The sequence below is a fragment of the Amycolatopsis acididurans genome (assembly GCF_012328925.1).
Lineage (GTDB): Bacteria > Actinomycetota > Actinomycetes > Mycobacteriales > Pseudonocardiaceae > Amycolatopsis_E > Amycolatopsis_E acididurans.
Map to the genome: position 1 here is coordinate 163,733 of NZ_JAAXLS010000010.1, position 23,621 is coordinate 187,353.

Below are 23,621 nucleotides of genomic sequence, written 5' to 3' on the forward strand. Positions count from 1 at the left end.
ACTCCTAACGCGTGAGCACGGTGCAGGCGGAGATGCCGGGCGCACCGTAGACGTGGGTGAACCCGACTCGCGGGTCTCCCGGAACCTGGTGCTCACCGGCCGCGCCACGCAGCTGGAGCACGTTTTCGTAGACCTGCCGCAGACCCGAGGCGCCGATCGGCTCGCCGTTGGCGATGCAGCCGCCGTCGGTGTTGACCGGCCTCTTGCCGCCGATCTCGGTCTCCCCGTCGGCGATCAGCTTCTCCTGCTCGCCGTGGCCGCACAGTCCGGTCTCCGCCATGTGCATCAGCTCGGCGCCGGTCTCGGTGTCCTGAATCTGCGCGACGTCCACTTCGGACGGATCGACACCGGCCGCCTCGAACACCGCCCGCGACGCCTCCACCGTCGGCGAATCCGCCCGCTCGGCCGCGATCCACGGGGAGAACACCTCGAAGGAACCGTAGCGGCGGCTGCGGAACGCGGCACCGGAGAGGAATACCGGGCGCCCGGTGTACTCGCGTGCCTTGTCCGCACGGCACAACACCAGTGCCACCGCACCCTCACCGGGCGAGCAGTACATGTACTGCGTGAGCGGATGCGAGATCATCGGCGCGGCCGCGATCTCCGCCGCGCTGATCTCCTTGCGCCGCCATGCCATCGGGTTGCGCGCACCGTTGCGGAACGCCTTCTCCGCGATCCGCACGAGCACACCGGGGTCGATATCGTGCTCGTGCAGATACCGCTGGATCTTCATGCCGAAGAACTGCGTGGTGACCATCAGGCCGGTCTCGCCGTACCAGGAACCGATGCCGTGCTCGGCCGGATCGGTGTTGAACGCGCCGCGCGGATGCTTGTCGAACCCGATCACGATGCCGATATCGTGCTGCCCGGACCGGATCGCGGCATCCGCGGCGATCAACGCGGAACCGCCGGTGGCGCATCCATTGTAGACATTGATGAACGGCAATCCGGTCAGCCCCAGTTCGGAGACGAGCGTGTCGGCATCGCCCGCCGAATGCGAGCCACCGAACGCGAATCCCATGTCCGAGAACGACACGCCCGCGTCCCGCAACGCCTCCCGCGCGGCGTGCACGGCCTGGGCCCGGCCGGACACCCTGTCGGTGCGGCCGAAGCGATGGATGCCGATCCCGACGATCGCGACCTCAGTCATTGTTCACCGCCTCGAAAGCGAAGGTGTGCACCGGTTGCCCGTTCTCGTCCTGCCGGAACGGCACGAGCGTCAGCCGCACCGGCATCCCGATGCGCAGCTTCGCCGGATCGGTCTCGGTGAGCCTGCTCTCGACGATCAACTGCCCGGGCAGCTCGACGTAGCCCACGCCGTAGGTGTCGTCAGCGCCGGTGTAGGGCGGTTTGGGCCGGAAACCCTGAATCGTCCAGGACCACAGGATCCCCCTGCGGGAGAGGGGAACGTCCTGCATGGCCGAGCCCGTGCAGCGCGGGCAGCCGCCCTGGCGCGGGAACGTGTACGCACCGCAGTCGGTGCATTCGCTGCCGAGCAAAGCGATTCCGTCCGCGGTCTCGGTGAACAGGGAGTCGTCCACGGTTGTCGTCACGGTGCGGCCAGCCTTCCTCCGTCGACGGCCAGCAGTGCACCGGTCGTGTAGGTCGCGTGCGGCCCGCACAGGTACAGCGCGGCACCGACGATCTCCTCCGGGTCGCCCGCGCGTTTCGACGGCCAGTCCTTGGCCATCTCCTCCACCGCGGCCATGTCCCAGGCCTTGCTGATGTCGGTCAGGAACGGCCCGGCCAGGATCGTGTTGACCCGCACACTCGGCCCGTACTCCTGCGCGAACCCGGCGGTGAGCGTGTTGAGCGCGGATTTCGCCGCCGTGTAAGGCAGATCGTGGGCGGTCGGCCGTTGCGAACCCATCGACGAGATATTGAGGATGACCCCGCCACCACGCGCGACCATCCGCTTGCCCGCGGCGGCCATCAGCCGGAACGGGCCCTTGAGGTTCACCGCGATCACCTTGTCGAACAGGGCCTCGCTGACCTCGTCCAGGCTCGGGTACACCGGCGCGATCCCGGCGTTGTTCACCAGCACGTCCACCGGGGAAAGCGCTTCCTCGACCTCGTCGAGCAACGTGCCCAGCCGGTCCCAGTCCCCGACGTGCGCCTCGTGCGCCGTCACCCGCCGTCCCGTCGCCGCGGCCAGTTCCTCCGCGAGCGCCACACAGCTGTCCTTCTTGCGCGACACCACCGCGACATCGGCACCGGCGGCGGCGAACGCGATCGCGATCTCCCTGCCGAGGCCTCGCGACCCACCGGTCACCAGCGCGGTGCGGCCGGCCAGCGGTTCACCGCCCTCGCGGACCACCCGCACGGCCTCTTCCACGGTTCTCATTTCGGGATGTCCTTCCATGCCACGCCGCGATCGGCGCGCGGCTCCGGCGGCAGCCCCAGCAGGCGCTCCGCGATGATCGTGCGCTGCACCTCGTCCGAACCACCGGCGATGCGGTAGCCCGGCGCACCCAGATAGTGCTCGGTCCAGCGATAGGTTCCGTCCCCGGCGTCGGCGACCAGCCGCGGGCCCAGCACCACGGCCGCGGCCTCCGAGACGAGCTTCAGCCGCTGCGCCCACGCCAGTTTCCGCAGTGACCCCAGCGGGCCCGGCTCGCCGCCGGCCAGCCGCGACTCGCGGTCGCGCTGCGCCGAGACCGCCGCCACCTTCTCCGCGACCCACAGCTGCGCGAGCATCCGCCGGACGTCCGGATCGCCGAGCCGGTCCAGTTCGCGGGCGTCGGCCACGAGCTGGGCGAAGCCACCGCCGAGATCGGCGTTCGCGCCGGAGTGGCCACGTTCGAATCCCAGCGTCGCCAGCGTCACCGACCACCCGCCGCCGATCTCGCCCAGCCGCAACGAATCCGGGATGCGCACCTCGTCGAGGAACACCTCGCAGAACGAGGAACCGCCCGACATCTGGCGCAGCGGCCGCACCTCCACACCCGGCGTGTTCATCGGCAGCAGGAACGTGGTGAGCCCCTTGTGCTTGGGCATATCCGGATCAGTGCGCGTGATCAGCTCACCCCAGTCCGCGAACTGCGCACCCGAACTCCACACCTTCTGACCCGTGACGACCCACTCGTCGCCCTCGCGCCGCGCCCGCGTCGCCAGGCCCGCGAGGTCCGAACCCGCCGAGGGTTCGGAGAACAGCTGACACGCCAGCGTGTCCCCGCGCAGCAGCGGCTTCACGAGCAGCTCCTTCTGCTCGTCGGTGCCGAACATCTGCACGGTCGGGGCGATCAGCGCGGTACTCACCGACGTCAGCTCGTGCTGGCCCGGTGTCTCGAACTCGCGCTCCGCTTCGGCGAACGCCTCCTCGTGCAGCGTGGACAACCCGGCGCCCCCGTGCTCGACCGGCCACGACAGCGCGCCGTAGCCCGCGTCGAACTTGACGCGCAGCCACTCCTGGATGCGGCCGATGAGGGCGCGTTCCTCCGCGAACGGCAGATCGTGGAACACCGCGACCGACCGGTGCGCTTCCGGTCCGCGCGGCGGCAGGTGCCCGACGAGCCATGTGCGCGCGGTGTCGGCGAACTCGTCGAGTTCGGCCTGCGCGATCTCAGGCATCGGCCAGTCCCTTCAGCGCTCGGGCCCGGAAGGCACCGCTGAATCCGAGTTCCCGCCTCGCCACATCGACCTCCCTCGGCCAGGTCCCGAAAAATTCGGCGACGAACCGACCTTACTTCTACTCGAAGTTGACTTCAAGTTCGACATGAACTGATATCAGGTTTGTTTGATCAGGCAGGGTGAACCGCCTGCCAGAAGGCCTGGTCAGGCGGTATCCGGGCGGGTGCCCGCTAAGCCCGGTTACCCGGAACGCGGACGCCGAGAGAGTTCGCCCACAACAACGAAAGCTGCTCGGCCGCCTTGTCCAGCGTGTAGTCCGAACCGCGCGCCGACCACCGGTACACGAAATTGCTCACCATTCCGGTCAGCGCGAGCGCGGCGTATTCGGGCTCGAGCGCCGGATCGGCCACCCCGGTCTCCTGCCAGTGCCGGATGACCGATTCGATGCGGCCGGCGAACCGGTCGCTGGCCTCGCGGCGCAGGTCCTCGACCCCGGCGTTGAGCGTCGCCACCTGCTCCCAGACGATCATGATCGCGGCGTGCTGCCGGTAGGCGGTCAGGTAGGCCTTGTTCGCCCGCAGGATCGACTCGTACGGATCACGCGCTTGCCCGTCCTCGCTTTCGGCGGGCTCCTCCGCGTTCCGTTCCGCGGGGCTGCGCAGATCCTCCTCCAGCTCTTTCAGCAATGCCACGAAGATCTCCTCTTTCGAGGAGAAATACGTGTAGAAAGACCCGTGGGCGGCCTTTGCCGTATCGGCGATATCGGTGATGCGCGCGTCGGCGAACCCGTCCCGCGCGAACACCTCGTTCGCGGCATCGAGCAAGGCCTGCCTGCTGCGGCGCCCCCGCGCGGTCATGGGTAAGGGCTTCGCCTCGATCTCGGCCGTGCGTACCGCGCCGTCGCGAAGCTGCTCCTTGCTCGCGCCCGCCATGTCACGCTCCCTCGAATGCTCCGATTTCACGCCGAAACGCACTCGACGTCGAATTCAGAGTAGTGGAAAGCACCGGTTCACACGGCGGTATACCCGCCATCGACGGGAATTCCCGCGCCGGTGATGAAAGACGCCTTGCCGGACAACAGGAACGCCACGGCCTCGGCGATTTCGGCCGGGGCCGCCGCACGCGTTTGCGGTGCGGTGACCCGGCCGGCGATCGCGGTCCGCACCTCCGGCCGCAGATCGCCGGTGGCGCTGTTCTCGGCGAGGTTGGTGGCCACATAGCCCGGGCACACGCAGTTCACGCGCAGGCCTTGCTCCGCGTACTCGGCGGCGAGGCTGCGGGTCAGCGCGAGCACGCCGCCCTTCGTGGCGTCGTAGGCCGCCGACCGGCCCGCGGCCACCAGTGCGCCGACCGAGCCGATGGTGACGATCGCGCCCGAGTCCGCGCGCAGGAGGTGGGGCAACGCCGCCCGGACGCACAGGAACGTGCCGGTGAGGTTCACCCCGATCAGCCGTTGCCAGGTCGCCGGCGACATTTCGCCGGTCGGGCTTCCGTCGGTCACCCCCGCGCAGGTCACCAGGCCATCGATGCCGCCGAGCGCGGACACCGCTTCCGCGAACGCCGCGTCGACGGAACCGGCATCCGCGACATCGCAGCGCAGCGCGAGCGCCTTGGGGACGTCGGGAGTTCGCACGTCGAGCGCGGCGACCCGCGCCCCCTCGGCGAGCAGATGTTCGGTGACGGCGCGCCCGATCCCGCTTCCCGCGCCCGTGACGACGACGTTCACTCCTCCACCTCACCGGCCATCGCGGGAGCTGCGGAATCGGTGGCCTGTTCCAGGTCATGGCGCGAGGTCTCGCGCATGGTCCCGACGACGACGAGTCCGACGATCGCCGCGAAGACGATGTAGAACGCCGGCGCGATGCTGGCACCGGTGGCCGCGACCAGCCACGTCGCCACCAGCGAGACGATTCCGGACCCGATCACGCCGCCGATGTTGAAGCCGAGTGAGACGCCGGTGTAGCGGACGCGCGTCGGGAACAGCTCCGAGTACTGGGTGTAGACCACGCCCTGCTGCACGCTGAACGGGATGTTCAGGATCAACGCGGCGACGACGGCGAGCGCGAGCGAATCCTGCTGCATCAGCAGGAAACACGGCACGGCGAGCACGACGAACGCGACCATGGCGCACGCGAGAACGCGGCGGCGGCCGAACCGGTCGCTCAGGCTGCCCGACAACGGGATGAGCGCGAGCGGCATCAGCATGATCAACACGATCAGCCACAACGCGCCGGTCAGCGGATATTTCAGCACCGCGGACAGGTGCACGAGCAGGTAGACCGACACGATTCCGCCGGTGGTCATCGTCGAATAGGCGATGCCGACGACGCGCGCCACGCCTGCCTTGTGCGAGCGGACGACTTCCGCGACCGGGGCCTTGGGCGGCGCGGCTTCCTCGACCATTTTCAGGAACAGCGGGGAGTCCTCGACGCGCATCCGGTACAAGGCCGCGGCGACCAGCAACGGCGCCGCGATCAGGAACGGCACCCGCCAGCCCCAGCTGCTCATCTGCGCGCTCGTAGTGAACGCGCTCAGCGTGCCGACCGTCGCGGCAGCCGCGGCCATGCCGAGCGAGATGCCGACCGAGGTGGCCGAACCGAACAGCCCGCGCCGGCGCGACGGAGCCGACTCGGTGGACAGCGAGGCCGCTCCCCCGATCTCGCCACCGGCCGAAAACCCCTGTGCGATACGAAGGATCGTCAGCAGGATCGGCGCGGCGACGCCGATCGAGGAGTAGGTCGGTAGCAGTCCGGTGAGCGTGGTCGCCGCGCCCATGCAGGTGACCGTGGCCATCAGCACCACCTTGCGGCCGCGGCGATCGCCCATCCAGCCGAAGAACAGCCCGCCGAGCGGCCGGGCGAGGAAGCCGCTCGCGACCACGCCGAGCGTGCCGAGCAATCCCACCAACCCCTCCTGACCGGCGAAGAACAGGGGCGCGAGCACGACCGCGAGGTAGCCGTAGATGGCGAAGTCGTAGTACTCGATGGCCGTTCCCACCGCGGCGGCGAGGCTCGCTCTCCGTGCCATCCGGTTCCGGTCAGTCAGAGGTTGTGTCGGCATCGGCGCTCCTTCGCGCTTCGGCGGGGACGACCGTCGTGGGCCGGTCGGCCCCGACCAGACGACCGTAAACACGAACTGACCTCAGTTCAAGGGGCAATTTCGCCGACGGAATCGAGCCCGGCCCCTCGATCGGCCGTCACCGCGCTGTTCCAAGGGCAGCCACGCACGACCTCGACGAGCCCTCGGAAGCGATGTCCTTTGTGGACAAGACAGCGCCAGGGCAGGGCCGGACCGGGACATGGCAGGATCGGACCATGGTCGCCAGCCCCGGAGCATCGAGTAACGCCGGCCGCCCCTGGCGGGGTGTCGACGCCGACGAGCGGCAGGCTCGCCGGCGGGAACGGCTGGTCGCGGCGACATTCGAGATCATGGGCACCGAGGGCGCGGCCGCGGTCAGCATGCGTGGCGTATGCCGCGCGGCGAAGCTGACCGAGCGTTATTTCTACGAGAGCTTCGGCCGTCGCGAGGACCTGCTCGTCGCCGTACTGGAAGACGTCGCCGGCCAGGCCCGCGAAGTGCTGATCGCGGCACTGGAACACGCCCCGGCCGAGACCACGGCGATGGTGCGCCACGCGGTCGCGGAGTTCACCGCCTTCGTCACCTCGGACCCGCGGCGCGGCCGCATCCTGTTCGTGGAATCCCTTGCCGCACCGGAACTTTCCAGCCGCGGCGGCGAACTGGTGCAGGAGTTCACGGCGACGATCGCGGCACCGCTGCGCAGTGCGGCGCTGGCCGGTCCGGAAAGCGACGAGCGGGACGTGGACCTGAACTCGCAGGCCGTCTTCGGTGCGCTCGCCTACCTGTTCCAGGCCTGGCTCGCCGGGCGCGTCGAGGTGTCCCAAGAGCGCTTCATCGAGCACGCCGTGCAGGTCATCGAGCATCTCGCGAAGGCACACTCCGCCTGAGCCCCGTTCGCCTCCCGGCCTGGTCACGCATGCCCCAAAGTTGACATCGACTGATGTTGACATTGGCTGTTGTCTACTTTACGGTCAGCCGTGTCAGGCATGCGGGCAGCAAGGAGGCAGCCGCGATGACCAGTGAGCAACCGCGTCGCGTGCGAGTCGCGATCATCGGTGCGGGTTTCGGCGGGCTGGGCACGGCGATCGGGCTCAAGCGTGCGGGGATCGACGATTTCGTCGTGCTGGAGCGAGCCGGCGAGGTCGGCGGCACCTGGCAGGTCAACACCTATCCGGGCGCGCAGTGCGATATACCGTCCATTTTGTACTCGTTCTCGTTCGCGCCGAATCCGCGCTGGAGCAGGCTTTATCCCTACCAGCCCGAAATCGCGGACTACCTGCGTCGGTGCGCCGAGGACTTCGGGATCGTGCCGCACCTGCGGCTGCGGCACGAGGTGCTGGACGCCCGCTGGGACCAGGCGCGAGCGCGCTGGCGCATCCGCACCGACCGGGGCACGTGGGAGGCACGGGTCCTGGTCGGCGCGATCGGGCCGTTCAGCGAACCGTCGGTGCCGGACATGCCGGGGCTGGACCGCTTCGGTGGTGCCACGTTCCATTCCTCCGCGTGGGACCACGACCAGGATCTCGACGGCAGCCGGATCGCGGTGATCGGCACGGGGGCGTCCGCGGTGCAGATCATCCCCCGGCTACAGCCGAAGGCCGGCAGGCTCACCGTCTTCCAGCGCACGCCGACCTGGATCATGCCCCATCCGGACCGCCGCGTGAGCGGCCTGCCCAAGCGCCTGCTCGACCAGGTTCCGGCCGCGCTGCGGGCGGCGCGGACCGGGCTCGATCTGGTGCAGGAGGCGCTCGTCCCGGGTCTGGTGTACCGGCCGTGGCTGCTCAAGGGCATGGAGGCCGTCGCCCGCGCGCATCTGCACCGGCAGGTGCGCGACCCTGGGCTGCGCGCGAAACTCACCCCGTCCTATGCGTTCGGCTGCAAACGGCCGACGTTTTCCAACGCCTACTACCCCGCGCTGGCCGCACCGAACACCGACGTGGTGACCTCGCCGATCCGCGAGATCCGGGAGAAGGGCATCGTCACCGAGGACGGGACCGAGCACGAGGTCGACGCCATCGTGTTCAGCACCGGCTTCAAGATGACCGATCATCCGGGATACCGGCGGTTCCACGGAACCGGGGGGCGCAGCCTCGCCGAGATGTGGAACGGCGGCCCGCGTGCCTATCTGGGCACGACGGTGGCCGGGTTCCCCAACTTCTTTCTGCTGCTGGGCCCGAATTCGGTGGTCTACACCTCGCAGGTGGTCACGATCGAAGCGCAGGTCGCCTACATCGTGAGCTGCCTCAAGGAAATGGACCACGGCGACCTCGCGGCGCTGGAGGTCCGCGAGGAGGCGCAGCGGGACTTCGTGCGCTGGGTGGACCGCGGGCTGCGCGGATCGGTGTGGAACACCGGTGGCTGCCGCAGCTACTACCTGGACGAGACCGGGCGCAACTTCACCTTCTACCCCGGATTCAACCGCCGCTTTCGTGCCCGGACGCGGCGGGTGGACCTGGCCGACTACCACCTCGTCCGTTCTGGCGAGGTACCGGACGAAAGGGCCGCGTGATGTTCGGAATCGGCAAACCCGTCGTCGACCCGCGTGGCGCACGGCGCTACGACGACGAGGCGTACGCGATCGCCGCGCGGGACGTGCACTTCTCGTGGGAGAACGTTCCCGCGCACTACATCCCCGGCGAACCGATGGCCACCCACGTCATCAACGTGATGCATCTGGTGCTCCCCGAGGGCGAACGCGCGATGTCGCGGGCACTGAGTGAGGCGTTACCGCTGATCACCGATCCGCGGTTGCGTGAAGAGGTCACCGGGTTCGTCGGGCAGGAGGCCGTGCACGCGTCCTCGCACGAGGGCGCGCGCGAGCACCTCGCGCGGCTGGGACTTCCGGTCGAGCAGATCGCGCGCAAGATGGATTGGCTCGTCGACAAGGTGCTCGGCTACCACGGGCTGGCCGGCAAGGCGCGGCACGCGTGGCTGTGCGAGCGGCTCGGGCTGTTCGCGGCCATGGAGCATTACACGGCCGTGGTCGGCGAGTGGCTGCTCGGCGCCGATCACCTGGAGCGGATGGGCATGGACCCGGTCATGCTGGACCTCGTTCGCTGGCACGGCGCGGAGGAAGTCGAGCACCGCAACGTCGCCTTCGACGCGTTCATGCATGTGGACGGTGGCTACGCCCGCCGGGTACGGACGGCGTTGATCGCCAGCTTCACGCTCGCCGTTCTGTTCCTGAGCACCGCCGGCTACCTGTACCGGGGGGACTCCACAATGGACAAGGGCGGCTGGTGGGTCCGCGAACTGCTGAGCGCGACGCGCCGCGGCGTGATCCCGAAGGCCACGATCTTCCTCACCGAGATCCCGAAGTACCTGCGCCCGAGTTTCCACCCCTCGCAGCTGGGCGGCATGGACAAGGCGGTGCGGTATCTCGCCAAGTCGCCCGCCGCGAACCACCGGGCAGCGGCATGACGACGACCATGCCCATGCGCCTGGCCGCCGCCGCGGGCGGGGCCTACCGGCGGGTGTTCGCCGGAAGCCCGGTCGCTCCCCTGCTGTCGCGGCCGAACCCCGTTCGCCGCACCGGTTACGACCTCGACGTCGTGGTCCGCCGGATCGTGCCGGAAGCCGAGGACGTCGTGAGCCTGGAACTCGACGGCACCGCGTTGCCGGCCTGGCAACCGGGTGCTCATCTGGACGTGTTCCTGCCTTCGGGGCGGCAGCGTTCGTACTCGCTGTGCGGCGAGATGTCCACGTATCGCATCGCGGTGCGGCGCATCGGGCAGGGTTCACGGGAGATCCATGAACTCCGGGAAGGTGACCGGCTGCGAATTCGTGGCCCGCGCAACGCGTTTCCGCTGGTGACGAACGCGCCGGCGTACCTGTTCATCGCGGGCGGTATCGGCATCACACCCATCCTGCCGATGGTGCGCTTCTGTCACGAGCGCGGCCTGCCGTGGCGGCTGGTCTACTTCGGACGATCGAGGTCGGCCATGCCGTTCCTGGCCGAGCTTCCCGGCGGGCCCGTCGACATCCGGCCCGACGACGAGTACGGCGTGCCGGATCTGGGCCAGGTGCTGCCGCTGGCGCCGCCCGGTGCGGCCGTGTACCTGTGCGGCCCGCCGCCCCTGATGGCGCCGGCGCGGCAGATCATTCGGCGGGTCAACCCTACGGCCTCGGTGCATTCCGAGCGGTTCGGCCCGCCGTCCGTCGAGGGCGGGAAGCCGTTCGAGATCCACCTGCGGCGCAGCGGAAAGACGATCGAGGTCGGCGCGGAGGAATCGGTGCTCGCCGCGATCCGCCGTGCGCTGCCCGGTGTCACATATTCGTGCCGGCAGGGCTTCTGCGGCACCTGCAAGGTCCGCGTTCTCGGCGGTGACGTCGAACACCGGGACCGGCTGCTCACCGATGCCGAGCGCGACGAGGAGATGCTCGTCTGCGTGTCCCGCTCCACCTCCGGACCGCTGGTCCTCGACCTCTGACAGGGAGCCATCCATGACCGCCGAGGACGTCACGCTCGCGCCCGAGTCGTCGGAGACGCGGCTGCGGTGGACCTTCGCCTTCGAAACCCATCCCGCTCCGGTGCCACCGCTGCTGCTCGCTCGCCCGCTGCTGGATCGGGTCACCGGGAACTGGACGTCCGGGGTGGACCGTGCCGTGCGGAAAGGAGTGCGCGCGTGACCACGCTCGAAGTGATCGCACCGGCCACCGGTGAGGTGGTGGGCAGCTATCCGGCCGCCACCGCCGACGAGGTCGCCGAAGCCGTCCGTCAGGCGCGTTCGGCCGCGTCCTGGTGGGACGGGCTCGGTTTCGCCGGACGGGCTCGCCGGCTCGATGCCTGGCGGCGCCGCATCGCCCGCGGCGCCGACGAGCTGGCGGAGCTGATCCACCGCGAGATGGGCAAGCCCCGCGCCGACGCGATGCTGGAGATCGCGATGGCGCTGGAGCACCTGTCGTGGACGACCCGTCACGCGGGCGCAGTGCTCGGGCCGAGCCAGAGGCGCCCGACCTCGCTCACCCTCAACCACAAGTGCACCGTCGAATACCGGCCGCTGGGGGTGGTCGGTGTGATCGGGCCGTGGAACTACCCGGTGTTCACGCCGCTGGGCTCGCTGTCGGCCGCACTCGCCGCGGGCAACACGGTGGTGTTCAAGCCCAGCGAGTACACGCCCGGTGTCGGGGCGTGGCTCGGCAACGCCTTCCGTGAGGCCGTGGACGGTCCGCCGGTGCTGCGGGTCGTCACCGGTGCGGGCAGCACCGGCGCGGCGCTGTGCCGGTCCGGAGTGGACAAGATCGGGTTCACCGGTTCCACCGCGACCGGCCGCAGGGTGGCCGCCGCCTGCGCCGAAACCCTGACCCCGGTGCTGATGGAGTGCGGCGGCAAGGACGCGCTGCTCGTGGACGCCGACGCCGATCTCGACGCGGCCGCGGACGCCGCGGTATGGGGCGGCATGTCCAACGCGGGCCAGACCTGCCTCGCGGTCGAGCGGGTCTACGTACACCGGGACGTGTACGAGACGTTCCTGGACAAGGTTGTCGCGCTGGCGAGGGGAATCCGGGCGGGGAAGCAGATCGGACCGGTCACCATGCCAGGGCAGGTCGAGGTCATCGACAGCCACATTCACGACGCACTCGACCGCGGTGGCCGTGCCGTGCTGGGCGGACCGGACGCGGTGCGCGGCCGGTTCGTGCAGCCGACGATCCTCGCCGACGTGCCGGAGGACAGCGCGGCCGTGACCGAGGAAACGTTCGGCCCGACGCTGACGGTGACCGCGGTGTCCGATATGGACACCGCCGTCGAGCTCACCAACCGCAGCCGCTTCGGTCTGGGCGCGACCGTGTTCTCCCGGCGCAACGGCCCCGCGATCGCGCGGCGGATCCGGTCCGGGGCCGTGTCGGTCAACGCGTTCGTCGCGCACGCCTCGATCCCGTCGCTGCCGCTGGGCGGCGTCGGCGATTCCGGCTACGGCCGCGTGCACGGCGCGGACGGGTTGCGCGAGTTCGCCTACGCCAGGGCGACCACCGTGCAGCGGTTTCCCTCACCGCTGCCGCTCACCTCGTTCTACCGGCCGCCCTGGGCCGACGCGGTGGTACGCGTCATTGTCGCCGTGCGGCACGGGTTGTGGTGACATGAACGTCCTCAACGCCGTGCGGGATCTCGGCATCCCGCTTCCCGGCGGCCGGAACTACCGCGTCGCCGGCCGCACCGTGCTGATCACCGGCGGCGGCGCCGGTATCGGGCAGGCGCTCGCGCGGAGGCTGCACGAGCGCGGCGCGCGGCTCGCGCTGATCGACCGCGACAAGGACGCGCTCGCCGAGACCGCGGGATCGCTGGGTGAGCGGGTGCTCACCGCGGTCGCCGACGTCCGCGACCGCGACGGCATCGCCGAGGCGGTCGGTGAGCTGGCCGGCCGCGCGGGCGGGCTGGACGTCGTCGTCGCGAACGCGGGCGTGACCCCACCACCAGCGACGCTGCGGCGGATCGAGCCCGCGGAGTTCGACCGGGTCATGGAGATCAACGTGACCGGGGCGTTCAACACCGTCCGTCCCGCCGTGGACCACCTGATCGCCCGGCGGGGACACGTCGTGGTCATCTCGTCGGCCGCCGCCTTCGTGCCCGGACCCGCCGGTGCCCCGTACATGATCAGCAAGGCCGCGGTCGAGCAGCTCGGCCGCGCGCTCCGGCTCGAACTCGCCGCACACGGCGTGACGGCCGGGGTCGCGTACTTCGGCGTGGTCGACACGCAACTGGCGCGCACCACACTGGACGACGATCCGCTGGGCCGTGCGCTGGAGAAACGGCTGCCGGCCGCGCTGCGCAAGCGCATCACGGCGGAGCAGGCGGCGGCCGTGCTCGCCGACGCCATCGCGCGCCGCGCGGGACGCACGCTCGCACCCGCCGCCTGGCAGCCGTGGGCGCTGCTGCGCGGCGTGGTCAACGTCGCCGCCGACGCCTACCTCGCCGGAGACCGGACGGTGCACGCCCTCATCCACGACGTCGAGACCCGGGGAGACCGATGAGCACCCTCTGCGCGGCCTTTCAGGCCACCGCCGCGATCGATCCGGACGCGATCGCGGTACGCACACCGGGCAACACGCGAACCCTCACCTGGCGCGAATACGCCACACAGGTGCGCGCTGTCGCGACCGGTCTCGCCGCGCTCGGCGTGCGGCGCGGTGACACCGTGGCGCTGATGATGAGCAACCGCGTCGACTTCTATCCCATCGACGTCGGCGCGCTGCATCTCGGTGCGACCTCGTTCTCCGTCTACAACACCCTGCCCGCGTCCGGGATCCGGTTCGTACTGGACAACGCGCGCGCGAAGATCGTGTTCTGCGAAGCGCAGTACGTGGACCGGATCCGCGAATCCGGCGCGGACGTCGAGCGGATCATCGTGGTCGACGGCACGCCCGAAGGCACCGTCCCGCTCGCCGAACTGACCACAATGGACACCGGAGGTTTCGACTTCGAGGGCACCTGGCGAGCCGTGGAGGCCGACGACGTCGCCACCCTGATCTACACCTCGGGTACCACCGGAACCCCGAAAGGCGTCGAATCGACGCACGCCGCCCTGCTGTTCGAGGCGCGCGCGGTGCACGAGGTGCTGCCGGTCGAGTACGGCGATCGGATCACCTCGTTCATGCCCTCGGCACACATCGCCGACCGCATGACGGCCCTGTATTTCCAGCTCGTCTTCGGCACGCAGATCACGGTCGTCGCCGATCCCTCGCTGATCGCCGCGGCGCTGCCGGACTGCCGCCCGACGGTCTGGGGCGCCGTGCCGAGGGTCTGGGAGAAGCTGAGGGTCGCCGTCGAACTCGGCATCGAACGTGAGCCGGACGACACCCGCCGCGCGGCGCTGCGGTGGGCTCTGGACGTCGGCGCCCGGCGCGTGGAAATCCTGCGGGCCGGCCGGGAAGTGCCCGCGGATCTGGCGGCGGAACACGCGAAGGCCGAGCAGGCCGTGCTCGGGCCGTTGCGCGAGAAACTGGGCTTCGGCGAGCTGAAGTGGGCGGTCTCCGGCGCGGCGCCGATCCCGCCCGCCACGCTGGCGTTCTTCACCGCGCTCGGCCTGCGCGTGTCCGAGATCTGGGGCATGTCGGAGCTGACGTGCATCGCGAGCGCGACTCCGGCCGATCCGGCGCGGCTGGGCACAGTGGGCCGGATCCTGCCGGGCATGGAGATGCGCGTCGCCGACGACGGCGAGCTGCTGGTGCGCGGACCGCTGGTGATGAAGGGATATCGCGGCGAGCCCGCGAAGACCGCCGAGGTGCTCAGCCCGGACGGCTGGCTGTCGACCGGCGACGTCGTCACGGTCGACGAGGAGGGCTATCTGTCCGTTGTGGACCGCAAGAAGGAGCTGATCATCAACGCGTCGGGCAAGAACATGTCCCCGGCGAACATCGAGAACGCCGTCAAGGCCGCGTCCTCGCTCGTGGCCGGCGTCGTCGCCATCGGCGATGCCCGGCCGTACAACACGGCGCTGGTCGTACTGGATCCGGAAGCGCTGCACGGCCGGGGTTTCGGTGACGAGAGCGTCCTCGCACAGGTGGCCGAGGCGATCGCCACCGCGAACAAGGAACTGTCCCGGGTGGAGCAGATCAAGCGGTTCAAGATCCTGCCGGTGTTCTGGGAGCCGGGCGCGGACGAGCTGACGCTGACCATGAAACTGCGGCGCAAGCCGATCGGCGAGAAGTACGCCGAGGACATCGAGGCCCTCTACGCCGAACCGATGGCGAAGGACGTGCACGAACCGGTTTCGGCCGCGTGACAACGGTTTCCTGGCAGCGGAACCACGACCTTTGTGGACGCCGCACCGGTCCTGCCCTTCCAGGGCGGTGCCGCCTTACTGCAGGTACTGCACGATGGTGTCGATGAGCAGGAACGGCGGCTCGGCAGCGGCGGGGATCTCGTCCGCGGGGTGGGTCTTGTCGTCGAGGCAGTACGGCTCGCTGCACTGGGTGGCACGCGCCCGACCGTCCTCGGCGAGGCTGAAGGACAACGCGGTCCGGTCGACGAGGCGGGCGATCGTGGTGCCCGCGACGGCCCGTCCGGCGAACCGGGCCCCGGTGCCGAGGTAGAGGGCCCTGCGACCGGGATCGATCTCCTGCCAGCGCGGCCCGGCGTCCTCGACCCCGCGGGGATCGCCTTCCGCGTCGTGCAGGACGTCGACGGCGGCCTGGATCGCCTGCGGAATCGGCAGGTCCAGCCGCACCGCCTGCGCCGTCTCGTAGATCGCGAACCGGGTGCTGCCCGGTTCCGGCGGCAGCAGGAACAGGTGCAGCAGCCCCGCGTCGGTGGCCGCGCGGCTGGCGCGGAGCAGCTGCCGGAGCACGAGCCCACGAAACCGCGAGGCCTGCTCCTGATCGAATCCCGCCAGGGTCGTCGTCAGAGTCCTCATCGCCGTGAAGTGTGCAGCATCCCCGATGCGGGACGCGGCCGCGGTACCGCCAACGGCGCCGAGAGCCACGCGCCGCCGGCGGTACCGCCCCTGAAATCAGTCCAGCAGGTCCTCGATCTGGATCGGGAGGTGGCGGACCCGGATGCCGGTCGCGTTGTGGATCGCGTTCGCGACCGCCGCGGCCATGCCCACCGTGCCGATCTCGCCGATGCCCTTCGCCCCGAGGTCGTTGTGCAGGGTGTCCGGGTACTCGACGAAATGGACGTCCACGTCCGGGATGTCCGCGTTCACCGGGAGCAGGTAGCTCGCGAAATCGGCGTTGGCGAGCCTGCCGCCGGCCTCGACCTCCAGGCCCTCGTGCAGGGCCGCCGACACGCCCCAGATCATGCCGCCCATCAGCTGGCTCCGCGCGGCCTTCTCGTTGATGATCCGGCCCGCGTCGAACACGCCGAGCATGCGCGAAACCCGCGCCTCCCGCGTCAGCCGATGCACGCGTACCTCGACGAACTGAGCACCGAAGGAACTGAACGAATGCTTCGTCAGCTCCTCTCCCGGCGCCGAGGACCCCGTCGCGGAGATCGACGGACGGTGCACGGCACGCAGCACCTCGCCGAACGTCATCGACTTCCCGTCGGCCAGCACGCGTCCGTCGGCGTAGGAGACCTCCGTGCCCTCGAACGGCGCGCCCGGCGCCGCGGCCACGGCCAGCAGTTCGTCGATCAGGTTGGTCGCGGCGATCATGATGGCGGTGCCCGCACTCGCGGTCGCCGTCGAACCGCCGGACAACCCGCCCGGCGGCAGCGCCGAATCGCCCAGCAGCGGCGTGACCCGCTCCGGCGCGATGTCCAGCGATTCCGCTCCCACCAGCGCCAGCACGGTCAGCAGCCCGGTGCCCGGGTCCGCGCCACCGGTCCCGACGACCGCCGTGTCGTCCGCGCGGAAGGTGACCTGGACCGTCGCCGGGAACCGCAGCGCGGGGAACATCGCGGTGGCCGTGCCGAGCCCGACCAGCCAGTCGCCGTCGGTGTGCCCGTTGGGCGACCGGTGCGCCCAGCCGAACCGCTGCGCGCCGATGCGGAAGCACTCGTCGAGGTGCTTGCTCGACCACTGCAGGTCCTTACCCGGCGGCGCGGCCGAGTTGTTGCGCAGCCGCAGCTCGATCGGGTCCATGTCCAGCGCGACCGCCAGCTCGTCGATCGCGCTCTCCAGCGCGAACGAACCGGGCGCCTCGCCCGGCGCCCGCATGAACGTGGTCGGCGGGATGTTCAGCGGCACCATTTTCTGGCTGATCGCGAGGTTCTGCGTCGCGTACCACTCGCGCGACGTGCCGTGCGACGTCGGCTCGATGAACGATCGGTCCATCGGCGTGCTGCTCCACGAATCGTGCCGCAGCGCGATCAACGTGCCGTGCGCGTCCGCGCCCAGGGTCATCTTCTGCACCGTCGCGGGCCGGTTCGCCGTCGCGGTGAAGACCTGTTCGCGCGCCAGCGCCGCCTTCACCGGCCTGCCGAGCGCCCTGGCCGCGGCCGCCGCCAGGAACGCCGGGATCGAGGTGCGTCCCTTGCCGCCGAAAGCGCCGCCCACGAACGGGTTCAGCACGTGAACGGCCGACGGTTCCAGCGCCAGCGCCCCGGCCAGTTCGCCCGCCATGAGCGTGGATCCCTGGTTCCCGGTGTAGACGGTCACGCCGTCACCCTCGGGCACGGCGACCGCGGAATGCGGCTCCATCGCGGCGTGGTTCTGCGCCGCGGTGCGGTACGTCGCCTCCACCACCACCGGGCTCGCCGCCAGAGCGTCCTCGAAGGACTCCACGCCGGGCGCGAGAACCTCCAGTGCCGGCGGCGAGCCGTCGCGCCCCGGCGGCGCGTCTTCGGCCGTCGCGAGCCCGTCCTCCAGCGAGGTCAGCGCCGGTCGTTCGTGGTAGGAGACCTCGATGAGCATCGACGCGTCACGGGCCTGCTCGAACGTCTCCGCCACGACGAAGCCGATCGGCTGGCCGTAGTAGGCGACTTCCCTGTCCTGCAGGGGGACCCACGTATCGCCCATGAGCGGCGTGCTCGTCGGGCGCAGATCGAGCGGGTCGAACGGCGAGTACACGCCGAGCACTCCGGGAGCGCTCTTGGCCGCCGTGACGTCCATCGCCTCGATCTCACCGTTCGCGATCGTGCTCAGCACGACGTATCCGAAGGCCATCCCGGGGAAGTTGTTGTCCAACCCGTATTTGGCCCGGCCCGCCACCTTCAGCGGCCCGTCCAGGCGAGGAGTCACCGGTCGCTCCCGTCAGTCAGTTCGAGCAGTGCGCGCACGATCGTCCGCTTCAGCAGGGACACCTTGAATTCGTTACCGGACAACGGTTTCGCGCCGTGAGCCGCCACCGAGGCCGCCTTCTCGAAGGACTCCGCGGTCACGGGCTCGCCGCGCAGCGCCGCCTCGACGGCGGGCAGCCGCCACGGCATGGTCGCCACGCCACCGGCCGCGACCCGGGCATCGACGATGTGCGAGTCCTGGATGTCCAGCGCGACCGCGGCCGAGCACAATGCGAACTCGTAGGACTGGCGGTCGCGCACCTTGACGTAGGTGGAGCGGGCGGCCCAGTCCAGCCGCGGGACGACCACTTCGGTGATCAGCTCGCCCGGGCGCAGATCGTTCTCCACGTCGGGGGTGTCACCCGGTAGCCGGTAGAAGTCGGCCAGCCGCACGGTGCGGCTGCCGTCCGCGCCGGCGAGCCGGATCTCGGCGTCCAGCGCGACGAGAGCCACCGCGACGTCGCTGGCGTGCGTGGCCACGCACGCGTCGCTGGTGCCCAGGATGGCGTGCATCCGGTTGGCACCGGTGATCGCCGGGCAGCCAGTGCCGGGATGCCGCTTGTTGCACGGCGTCGCGACGTCGCGGAAGTACGAGCATCGCGTGCGCTGCAACAGGTTGCCGCCGATGCTGGCCATGTTCCGCAGCTGCTGGGAAGCGCTCAGCAGCAGGGCGCGCGAAATGGCCGGATAGACGCCGGGATGCGCGGCGATGTCGCTCATCCGCTCCAGCGCGCCGATCCGCAACCCGTCGGCGGTATCGATGCCCCGCAACGGAAGCTGGTTGATGTCCAGCACCTCGTGCGGGGTGAGGACGTTGAGTTTCATCAGGTCGACGAGTGTGGTCCCGCCGGCCAGGAACGTGCCCGGTGATTCGAGTGCCGCCTCGACGGTCGCGGGCGCGGTGAGCTCAAACGGTCGCATCGGCCCTCCTCGCCTGTTCGATGGCGGCGACGATGTTCGGGTAGGCCGAGCAGCGGCAGATGTTGCCGGACATGAACTCGCGGACGTCCTCGACGTCCTGCTCGACCGCGGCGACCGCCGACATCACCTGGCCCGGCGTGCAGAACCCGCACTGCAGGGCGTCGCAGTCGGCGAACGCGCGCTGGACGGGGTGCAGCTCGTCCCCGTCCGAAAGCCCTTCGACGGTGGTGACCGGCTGTGTCACCGTGGCGGCCAGCGTCAGGCAGGACAGCACCGGCCTGCCGCCGACGTGCACCGTGCAGGCGCCGCATTGCCCCCGGTCACAGCCCTTTTTCGGGCCGGTGATGTCGAGCCGCTCCCGTAACGCGTCCAGCAGCGTCACACCGGGCTCGACGCTCAGCTGCTCGGTGTTGCCGTTGACTTCGAGTGAGATGTCCACTGATCTCTTTTCCGATGGTGGGAAGTCTTGACAGTGCGGGTGAGCCCGAACGGATAATCATCCGGTTCGGCCCTGAACCCGAAGCTAGCGGATTAGAATCCGCTTCGCAAACGTCTACCAGGCTGGAGCAGCTCCAGGTCAAGCGAGCTAGCGTGGTGCGTCGGAGACGGAAGAACCGGGAGGGACGATGACGGCGGGAGCGGTCAATCCCCGGCGCGCGGACACCCGGCGGAACAACGAGCGCATCCTCGCCGCGGCCGCCGAGTCCCTGGCCGGACCGGGCGGGATCTCGTTCAACGCGATCGCGAAGCGGGCCAAGGTCGGCGTCGGCACGGTGTACCGCCACTTTCCGACCCCCGAAGCGCTCATCCTCGCGGTGTACCAGCGCGAGGTCCGGCACATGGCGGACGTCGTGCCGGAGCTGCTCGAAAAGCACCCGCCGGAACAGGCCTTCCGGATCTGGGCCGTCGATCACCTCGCCCGCTACATGATGACCAAGCGCGGCCTCGCCGACGCGCTGCGCGCCGCCACGAGGTCCCAGCAGGAGCTGCCCGCGAGCGCCTTCGAAGCCGTGGTCGGCGCCGTCGACACGCTGGTGAAGGCCAACGTGGCGGCGGGCACGATCCGCGCCGACCTCGATACCGACACGATCATGCGCGGACTGGTCGGCCTGCTGTTCCTCGATCCGAACGGCGACTGGCGCGGTCAGACCGCGAGCCTGGTCGACATGCTGTGGCGGGGCATGGCCGCCGACCGGTGAGAACTCAGTGCGCGCTGTGGGCACCGGCGGGGCCGACGATCGTCCGGGGAGTCAGCCTGCCCTTCGCCGGCTCGCGGGTGATCTCGCCGGCGACGGCCGCCGCGTGCAGGGCACCGATCGTGTCCTCGGGACGGTAGATCGTCTCCAGCAGGGTGTGGCGCCGCAGATCGGCGACCGGGCACGGACCCCGCCGCGTCAGCTCGGCCAGCAGCGTCCGCCGCAACGGCAGCAGCTGCGGTGTGAGCGAGATGTCGACAAGGGTGCCCTCGGTGTCGTGTGGATCGCGGTAGCGGATTCCGGCGAACTCGTCCACCGACCACAGTTCGTTCTTGAACGTCGCGAGATGCCCGCTGTCCCCGGTCCCGAACACGAGCAGTTCCGTTTCGCCGTCGTCGGCGACCAGTTCGACGGCGACCCGGTACGCCAGTCCCGCGGCACGCAGCCGCTCGCCGTAATCGCCGCTGCGCGCCGTGAACATCACCTCGTGCGACTTGCCGCGCACCGGCGGCCACACGTCCAGGCCGTCGAGATTCGCCAGCATCGGCCCGTCCACCGTGAGGTCCGCGGGATCGGCGACCACACGGACCGGCAGCCCCTCCGGCGGATCGCCAGGCTCCCGTCCGACGATCACCATGTCGAGATGCGACCCGGCGAGCCGGTCGGCGAACTCCTCGAAAACCCCGAACGCGTCCGCCACGAACTCGCCGCATTCGACGTACGTGGCGTGCCGATGCGACCGCAGCGCGCCCGCGATCCACGCGTCGAGGTATCGCACCAGCACATCGCGTTTCACCGCGGCATGCGGGTCACGGCGCCGGACGCGCTCGGACATGTTCCGGTTGTACCGCGACCGGCCCGCCGGCACCAGAGCTCTCGCGCGAACGACGCGGGCATCCCGGCTTCTGACTCCGAAGCAACTGCGGAGTAGGTGTCATGATAGCTCCGCTGATACGGATCTTCTAGCGCGAATTCTCCGACTTTACGGTTTGGCAACGTGCCCTGTTCGGGGGCTGTGTGGACCCGTCGACGCGACTTACCCTCGCCGCATGAAGCGTGTCGCGCCGGGGCAGGTGCTCGTGACGGGTGACGTGGTCGGTGAGCGGGTGATCGACACGGCCGACCTGGACGCTCGCGCGAACGCCGGCCGCGACGTGTCCTATGTGACCCGCTACCGCCGCGAGGTGCACCGGGTGCGGGGCGTCGCACTGCACGAGGTGCTGACGGAGCTGCGGCCGCGCTGGGACGAGCGGCACAAGATGGGACAGCTCAACGTCGTCGTGCTCGCCGTGTCGGAGGACGGGTTCCAGGTGGCGCTGTCGCTCGCGGAGATCGACCCGGAGTTCGGGGCTTGCGCCGCGCTGCTGGCGACTCGTTACAACGGGGCCGTGCTGGCGCGCCCGACGCTCGTGATGCCCTGCGACGGGCGGGCCAGCAGGTATGTGCGCAGTCTGTCCCGGTTGTGCTTGTTCAACGTCGCGCCGTGGGAGGTGCTCAGCCGGTCGCGAGCGATATCTCCGTCGACTTGACCAGCGCGACGACCTCAGCGCCCTCGGCGAGGCCCAGGTCGCCCGCGCTTTCGCGGGTGATCGCCGCGGTCAACTCGCCACCGTCGATGGCGACCTTCACCGTCGCCATCGCCTCGCCGGTCGCGACGGCGGTGACCCGGCCCGGCAGCTGGTTGCGGATGCTGATGCCACTCACCGGCCCGGTGGCCAGCGAGACCTCGGTCGACTTGATCAGCACGCGCACGGCCGATCCTTCGGTGAGGCCGATGTCGTCGACCGCCTCCCGTGTGATGGCGGCGGTGACGTCCTGCCCACCGGGCAGTCGCGCCTTGACGGTCGCCATCGCCGCACCGCGGGTGATGGCGGTGACCGTTCCGCTGAGTTGGTTGCGGATGCTCAGACCCATGGGCGGACTCTAGCCCGGCCTCGTGCCGGCCGCTTGCCGAAAGAGACCCTGCCGAGTGACGGGTGCGCCCTATGGTGTCGGCATGCGCATCGGACTGGTCTATCCCACGGCGAACACCGGTGAGGACGACTTCCTGCGCCTCGCCGCACGGACGCGTCCGGCACTCGACGTCGAGGTCGTCTACTTCCCCTGGCCCGAGGACATCGGAGATCTGTCCACACTGGACACCGATCAGGTCGTCGATGCCGTGCGCCGCCTGGGTTCGGCAGCGCATCTGCAGCGCGTGCTGCCCGCCGCTCTCGACGGCCGCGACGTCGACGTGGTGGCGTATGCCGTGACCAGCGCCAGTTTCGTGGACGGACCGGACGGCGTCGAGGACCAGTTGCGCGTCCTGCGCCGGCTCGCGGACTGCCCCGCGATGAGCACGACAGCGGCGTTCCAGCAGGCGATCCGCAGCCTGGGGCTGCGCACGGTCGCGTTGGCGTCGGTGTACCACCCGGAGGTCTCGGCTCACTTCGTCGAGCGGGTGCGCGAGGCCGGCGCCGAGATCGTGCGCCGCGTCGACGCCTCCGGCGGCTCCGAGCGGGAGCTGGCACGGTGGTCCCCGGAGCGCATCGTGGATCTCGTCCGGCGCGCCGCGCATCCCCGCGCGCAGGCGGTGCTGCTGCCGGAAACCGCCTTGCACACCAGCGAAATCACCGCGGATCTCGAACGCGCCGCGGGCTGTCCGGTGCTCACCGCGACGCAGGTGACGCTGTGGGCCGCGGCGCGGCTCGCCGGAATACGCGCGGTGTCCGAAGAAGCGGGGCCACTGTTCGCGCCGAGCGGTTTTGTCGGACCCCGCGAGTAGCCTCCCGCTCATGCCATTGTCACCAAGACAACGTCGGCAATTCCTCGCGGAACCTCACGTCGGAGCGCTGTCCGTGGTCGAGAAGCCGGATCGCGCGCCGCTGACGGTTCCCATCTGGTACCAGTACACGCCGGGCGGCGAGCTGTGGGTACGCACGGCTCCGGGTTCGCGCAAGGCACGCGCGATCGACACCGCGGGCCGGTTCAGCCTGATGGTCGAGCGCACTGTGCCGAGCGTCCGCTACGTGTCCGTGGCGGGCCCCGTGGTCCGGACCACGCCGGACAGCGAAGAGCTAGCGTACGAAATGGCCGCGCGGTATCTGCCCGCCGACAAGGTCGCGGGATACCTGGAGTTCGAGCGGACGCAACTGGGCGAGCACGTCGTCATCTACCTGCGGCCGGAACACTGGCTGTCGGCCGATCTCGGTTCGGTGTGA

Annotated in this window: 25 protein-coding genes; 12 read left to right on the forward strand and 13 right to left on the reverse strand. The window is 70.0% G+C overall.

The window, feature by feature from the left end; translation table 11 throughout:
- Positions 1-4: 4 nt before the first annotated feature.
- From HFP15_RS17615 to HFP15_RS17645, 7 genes are all read right to left on the reverse strand, one after another.
- Positions 5-1,150 (reverse strand): thiolase family protein, encoded by a 1,146-nt coding sequence (locus HFP15_RS17615; RefSeq protein ID WP_168516851.1) that lies wholly within the window; start codon positions 1,148-1,150, stop codon positions 5-7.
- Positions 1,143-1,553: a Zn-ribbon domain-containing OB-fold protein gene (locus HFP15_RS17620; protein ID WP_168516853.1), complete on the reverse strand. Its 411-nt coding sequence runs from the start codon at positions 1,551-1,553 to the stop codon at positions 1,143-1,145. The genes HFP15_RS17615 and HFP15_RS17620 overlap by 8 nt, the downstream gene beginning before the upstream one ends.
- Positions 1,550-2,344: an SDR family NAD(P)-dependent oxidoreductase gene (locus tag HFP15_RS17625; RefSeq protein WP_246271792.1), complete on the reverse strand. Its 795-nt coding sequence runs from the start codon at positions 2,342-2,344 to the stop codon at positions 1,550-1,552. The genes HFP15_RS17620 and HFP15_RS17625 overlap by 4 nt, the downstream gene beginning before the upstream one ends.
- Positions 2,341-3,570 (reverse strand): acyl-CoA dehydrogenase family protein, encoded by a 1,230-nt coding sequence (locus HFP15_RS17630; RefSeq protein ID WP_168516857.1) that lies wholly within the window; start codon positions 3,568-3,570, stop codon positions 2,341-2,343. The genes HFP15_RS17625 and HFP15_RS17630 overlap by 4 nt, the downstream gene beginning before the upstream one ends.
- A 230-nt stretch (positions 3,571-3,800) precedes the next feature.
- Entirely contained in the window at positions 3,801-4,502 is a 702-nt protein-coding gene (locus HFP15_RS17635) for a TetR/AcrR family transcriptional regulator (RefSeq protein ID WP_168516859.1), read from the reverse strand.
- Between the two features lie 77 nt (positions 4,503-4,579).
- Positions 4,580-5,296, reverse strand: a complete 717-nt coding sequence (locus tag HFP15_RS17640) for an SDR family NAD(P)-dependent oxidoreductase (protein ID WP_168516861.1) — start codon at positions 5,294-5,296, stop codon at positions 4,580-4,582.
- Positions 5,293-6,630: an MFS transporter gene (locus HFP15_RS17645; RefSeq protein ID WP_168516879.1), complete on the reverse strand. Its 1,338-nt coding sequence runs from the start codon at positions 6,628-6,630 to the stop codon at positions 5,293-5,295. Before HFP15_RS17645 ends, HFP15_RS17640 begins: the two co-directional genes overlap by 4 nt.
- Positions 6,631-6,884: 254 nt before the next feature.
- Between HFP15_RS17645 and HFP15_RS17650 the strand changes: the two genes are divergently transcribed.
- From HFP15_RS17650 to fadD11, 8 genes are all read left to right on the forward strand, one after another.
- Positions 6,885-7,535, forward strand: coding sequence for a TetR/AcrR family transcriptional regulator (locus HFP15_RS17650; protein ID WP_168516881.1), 651 nt, complete (start codon positions 6,885-6,887; stop codon positions 7,533-7,535).
- A gap of 125 nt (positions 7,536-7,660) precedes the next feature.
- The gene (locus tag HFP15_RS17655) at positions 7,661-9,157 is read left to right on the forward strand and encodes a flavin-containing monooxygenase (protein WP_168516883.1); all 1,497 of its coding nucleotides are present in this window, start codon (positions 7,661-7,663) and stop codon (positions 9,155-9,157) included.
- Positions 9,157-10,068: a metal-dependent hydrolase gene (locus HFP15_RS17660; protein ID WP_168516981.1), complete on the forward strand. Its 912-nt coding sequence runs from the start codon at positions 9,157-9,159 to the stop codon at positions 10,066-10,068. The genes HFP15_RS17655 and HFP15_RS17660 overlap by 1 nt, the downstream gene beginning before the upstream one ends.
- On the forward strand, positions 10,065-11,078 hold the full coding sequence (locus tag HFP15_RS17665; RefSeq protein ID WP_246271793.1) for a PDR/VanB family oxidoreductase: 1,014 nt from the start codon (positions 10,065-10,067) through the stop codon (positions 11,076-11,078). Before HFP15_RS17660 ends, HFP15_RS17665 begins: the two co-directional genes overlap by 4 nt.
- Positions 11,079-11,091: 13 nt before the next feature.
- Positions 11,092-11,277 (forward strand): hypothetical protein, encoded by a 186-nt coding sequence (locus HFP15_RS17670; RefSeq protein WP_168516886.1) that lies wholly within the window; start codon positions 11,092-11,094, stop codon positions 11,275-11,277.
- On the forward strand, positions 11,274-12,725 hold the full coding sequence (locus HFP15_RS17675) for an aldehyde dehydrogenase family protein (protein WP_168516888.1): 1,452 nt from the start codon (positions 11,274-11,276) through the stop codon (positions 12,723-12,725). Before HFP15_RS17670 ends, HFP15_RS17675 begins: the two co-directional genes overlap by 4 nt.
- Position 12,726: 1 nt before the next feature.
- Complete coding sequence (locus tag HFP15_RS17680) at positions 12,727-13,617, forward strand: short-chain dehydrogenase/reductase (RefSeq protein ID WP_168516890.1); 891 nt, start codon at positions 12,727-12,729, stop codon at positions 13,615-13,617.
- Positions 13,614-15,368 carry a fatty acid--CoA ligase FadD11 gene (gene fadD11, locus HFP15_RS17685; RefSeq protein ID WP_168516892.1) on the forward strand — a complete coding sequence of 585 codons (1,755 nt, stop codon included), beginning with the start codon at positions 13,614-13,616 and terminating at the stop codon, positions 15,366-15,368. The genes HFP15_RS17680 and fadD11 overlap by 4 nt, the downstream gene beginning before the upstream one ends.
- Before the next feature lie 75 nt (positions 15,369-15,443).
- Here the strand turns inward: fadD11 and HFP15_RS17690 are convergent, their stop codons facing one another.
- From HFP15_RS17690 to HFP15_RS17705, 4 genes are all read right to left on the reverse strand, one after another.
- The gene (locus tag HFP15_RS17690; protein ID WP_168516894.1) at positions 15,444-15,998 is read right to left on the reverse strand and encodes a hypothetical protein; all 555 of its coding nucleotides are present in this window, start codon (positions 15,996-15,998) and stop codon (positions 15,444-15,446) included.
- 96 nt (positions 15,999-16,094) lie between these two features.
- Positions 16,095-18,266, reverse strand: coding sequence for a xanthine dehydrogenase family protein molybdopterin-binding subunit (locus HFP15_RS17695; RefSeq protein ID WP_168516896.1), 2,172 nt, complete (start codon positions 18,264-18,266; stop codon positions 16,095-16,097).
- Positions 18,263-19,225, reverse strand: a complete 963-nt coding sequence (locus HFP15_RS17700; RefSeq protein ID WP_168516898.1) for an FAD binding domain-containing protein — start codon at positions 19,223-19,225, stop codon at positions 18,263-18,265. Before HFP15_RS17700 ends, HFP15_RS17695 begins: the two co-directional genes overlap by 4 nt.
- Positions 19,212-19,664, reverse strand: coding sequence for a (2Fe-2S)-binding protein (locus tag HFP15_RS17705; RefSeq protein ID WP_168516900.1), 453 nt, complete (start codon positions 19,662-19,664; stop codon positions 19,212-19,214). The genes HFP15_RS17700 and HFP15_RS17705 overlap by 14 nt, the downstream gene beginning before the upstream one ends.
- A gap of 187 nt (positions 19,665-19,851) precedes the next feature.
- Here HFP15_RS17705 and HFP15_RS17710 point away from each other — a divergent pair, with 187 nt between their 5' ends.
- Entirely contained in the window at positions 19,852-20,424 is a 573-nt protein-coding gene (locus HFP15_RS17710; RefSeq protein ID WP_168516902.1) for a TetR/AcrR family transcriptional regulator, read from the forward strand.
- Positions 20,425-20,428: 4 nt separating this feature from the next.
- Here HFP15_RS17710 and HFP15_RS17715 read toward each other — a convergent pair whose 3' ends face one another.
- Positions 20,429-21,256 (reverse strand): hypothetical protein, encoded by an 828-nt coding sequence (locus HFP15_RS17715; protein ID WP_168516905.1) that lies wholly within the window; start codon positions 21,254-21,256, stop codon positions 20,429-20,431.
- A gap of 214 nt (positions 21,257-21,470) precedes the next feature.
- On the opposite strand from HFP15_RS17715, the gene HFP15_RS17720 reads away from it, so the two are divergent.
- The gene (locus HFP15_RS17720) at positions 21,471-21,950 is read left to right on the forward strand and encodes a molybdopterin-binding protein (protein WP_168516907.1); all 480 of its coding nucleotides are present in this window, start codon (positions 21,471-21,473) and stop codon (positions 21,948-21,950) included.
- Here the strand turns inward: HFP15_RS17720 and HFP15_RS17725 are convergent.
- A complete protein-coding gene (locus tag HFP15_RS17725; protein ID WP_168516909.1) occupies positions 21,916-22,335 on the reverse strand; it encodes a TOBE domain-containing protein in 420 nt (139 codons plus the stop codon). The genes HFP15_RS17720 and HFP15_RS17725 overlap by 35 nt on opposite strands.
- An 82-nt stretch (positions 22,336-22,417) precedes the next feature.
- Between HFP15_RS17725 and HFP15_RS17730 the strand changes: the two genes are divergently transcribed.
- Both HFP15_RS17730 and HFP15_RS17735 read left to right on the forward strand, forming a co-directional pair.
- Positions 22,418-23,185: a maleate cis-trans isomerase family protein gene (locus HFP15_RS17730; RefSeq protein ID WP_168516911.1), complete on the forward strand. Its 768-nt coding sequence runs from the start codon at positions 22,418-22,420 to the stop codon at positions 23,183-23,185.
- A 10-nt stretch (positions 23,186-23,195) separates the two neighbouring features.
- Entirely contained in the window at positions 23,196-23,621 is a 426-nt protein-coding gene (locus HFP15_RS17735; RefSeq protein WP_168516913.1) for a pyridoxamine 5'-phosphate oxidase family protein, read from the forward strand.

Bases quoted from the DNA above. Each gene is read 5' to 3' on its own strand.
- HFP15_RS17720 (WP_168516907.1), top strand. From the start codon at position 21,471: ATGAAGCGTGTCGCGCCGGGGCAGGTGCTCGTGACGGGTGACGTGGTC.
- HFP15_RS17670 (WP_168516886.1), top strand. From the start codon at position 11,092: ATGACCGCCGAGGACGTCACGCTCGCGCCCGAGTCGTCGGAGACGCGG.
- HFP15_RS17680 (WP_168516890.1), top strand. From the start codon at position 12,727: ATGAACGTCCTCAACGCCGTGCGGGATCTCGGCATCCCGCTTCCCGGC.
- HFP15_RS17660 (WP_168516981.1), top strand. From the start codon at position 9,157: ATGTTCGGAATCGGCAAACCCGTCGTCGACCCGCGTGGCGCACGGCGC.
- HFP15_RS17715 (WP_168516905.1), bottom strand. From the start codon at position 21,256: ATGTCCGAGCGCGTCCGGCGCCGTGACCCGCATGCCGCGGTGAAACGC.
- HFP15_RS17725 (WP_168516909.1), bottom strand. From the start codon at position 22,335: ATGGGTCTGAGCATCCGCAACCAACTCAGCGGAACGGTCACCGCCATC.
- HFP15_RS17650 (WP_168516881.1), top strand. From the start codon at position 6,885: ATGGTCGCCAGCCCCGGAGCATCGAGTAACGCCGGCCGCCCCTGGCGG.
- HFP15_RS17630 (WP_168516857.1), bottom strand. From the start codon at position 3,570: ATGCCTGAGATCGCGCAGGCCGAACTCGACGAGTTCGCCGACACCGCG.
- HFP15_RS17690 (WP_168516894.1), bottom strand. From the start codon at position 15,998: ATGAGGACTCTGACGACGACCCTGGCGGGATTCGATCAGGAGCAGGCC.
- fadD11 (WP_168516892.1), top strand. From the start codon at position 13,614: ATGAGCACCCTCTGCGCGGCCTTTCAGGCCACCGCCGCGATCGATCCG.
- HFP15_RS17730 (WP_168516911.1), top strand. From the start codon at position 22,418: ATGCGCATCGGACTGGTCTATCCCACGGCGAACACCGGTGAGGACGAC.
- HFP15_RS17700 (WP_168516898.1), bottom strand. From the start codon at position 19,225: ATGCGACCGTTTGAGCTCACCGCGCCCGCGACCGTCGAGGCGGCACTC.
- HFP15_RS17655 (WP_168516883.1), top strand. From the start codon at position 7,661: ATGACCAGTGAGCAACCGCGTCGCGTGCGAGTCGCGATCATCGGTGCG.
- HFP15_RS17665 (WP_246271793.1), top strand. From the start codon at position 10,065: ATGACGACGACCATGCCCATGCGCCTGGCCGCCGCCGCGGGCGGGGCC.
- HFP15_RS17625 (WP_246271792.1), bottom strand. From the start codon at position 2,344: ATGAGAACCGTGGAAGAGGCCGTGCGGGTGGTCCGCGAGGGCGGTGAA.
- HFP15_RS17635 (WP_168516859.1), bottom strand. From the start codon at position 4,502: ATGGCGGGCGCGAGCAAGGAGCAGCTTCGCGACGGCGCGGTACGCACG.
- HFP15_RS17615 (WP_168516851.1), bottom strand. From the start codon at position 1,150: ATGACTGAGGTCGCGATCGTCGGGATCGGCATCCATCGCTTCGGCCGC.
- HFP15_RS17645 (WP_168516879.1), bottom strand. From the start codon at position 6,630: ATGCCGACACAACCTCTGACTGACCGGAACCGGATGGCACGGAGAGCG.
- HFP15_RS17735 (WP_168516913.1), top strand. From the start codon at position 23,196: ATGCCATTGTCACCAAGACAACGTCGGCAATTCCTCGCGGAACCTCAC.
- HFP15_RS17710 (WP_168516902.1), top strand. From the start codon at position 19,852: ATGACGGCGGGAGCGGTCAATCCCCGGCGCGCGGACACCCGGCGGAAC.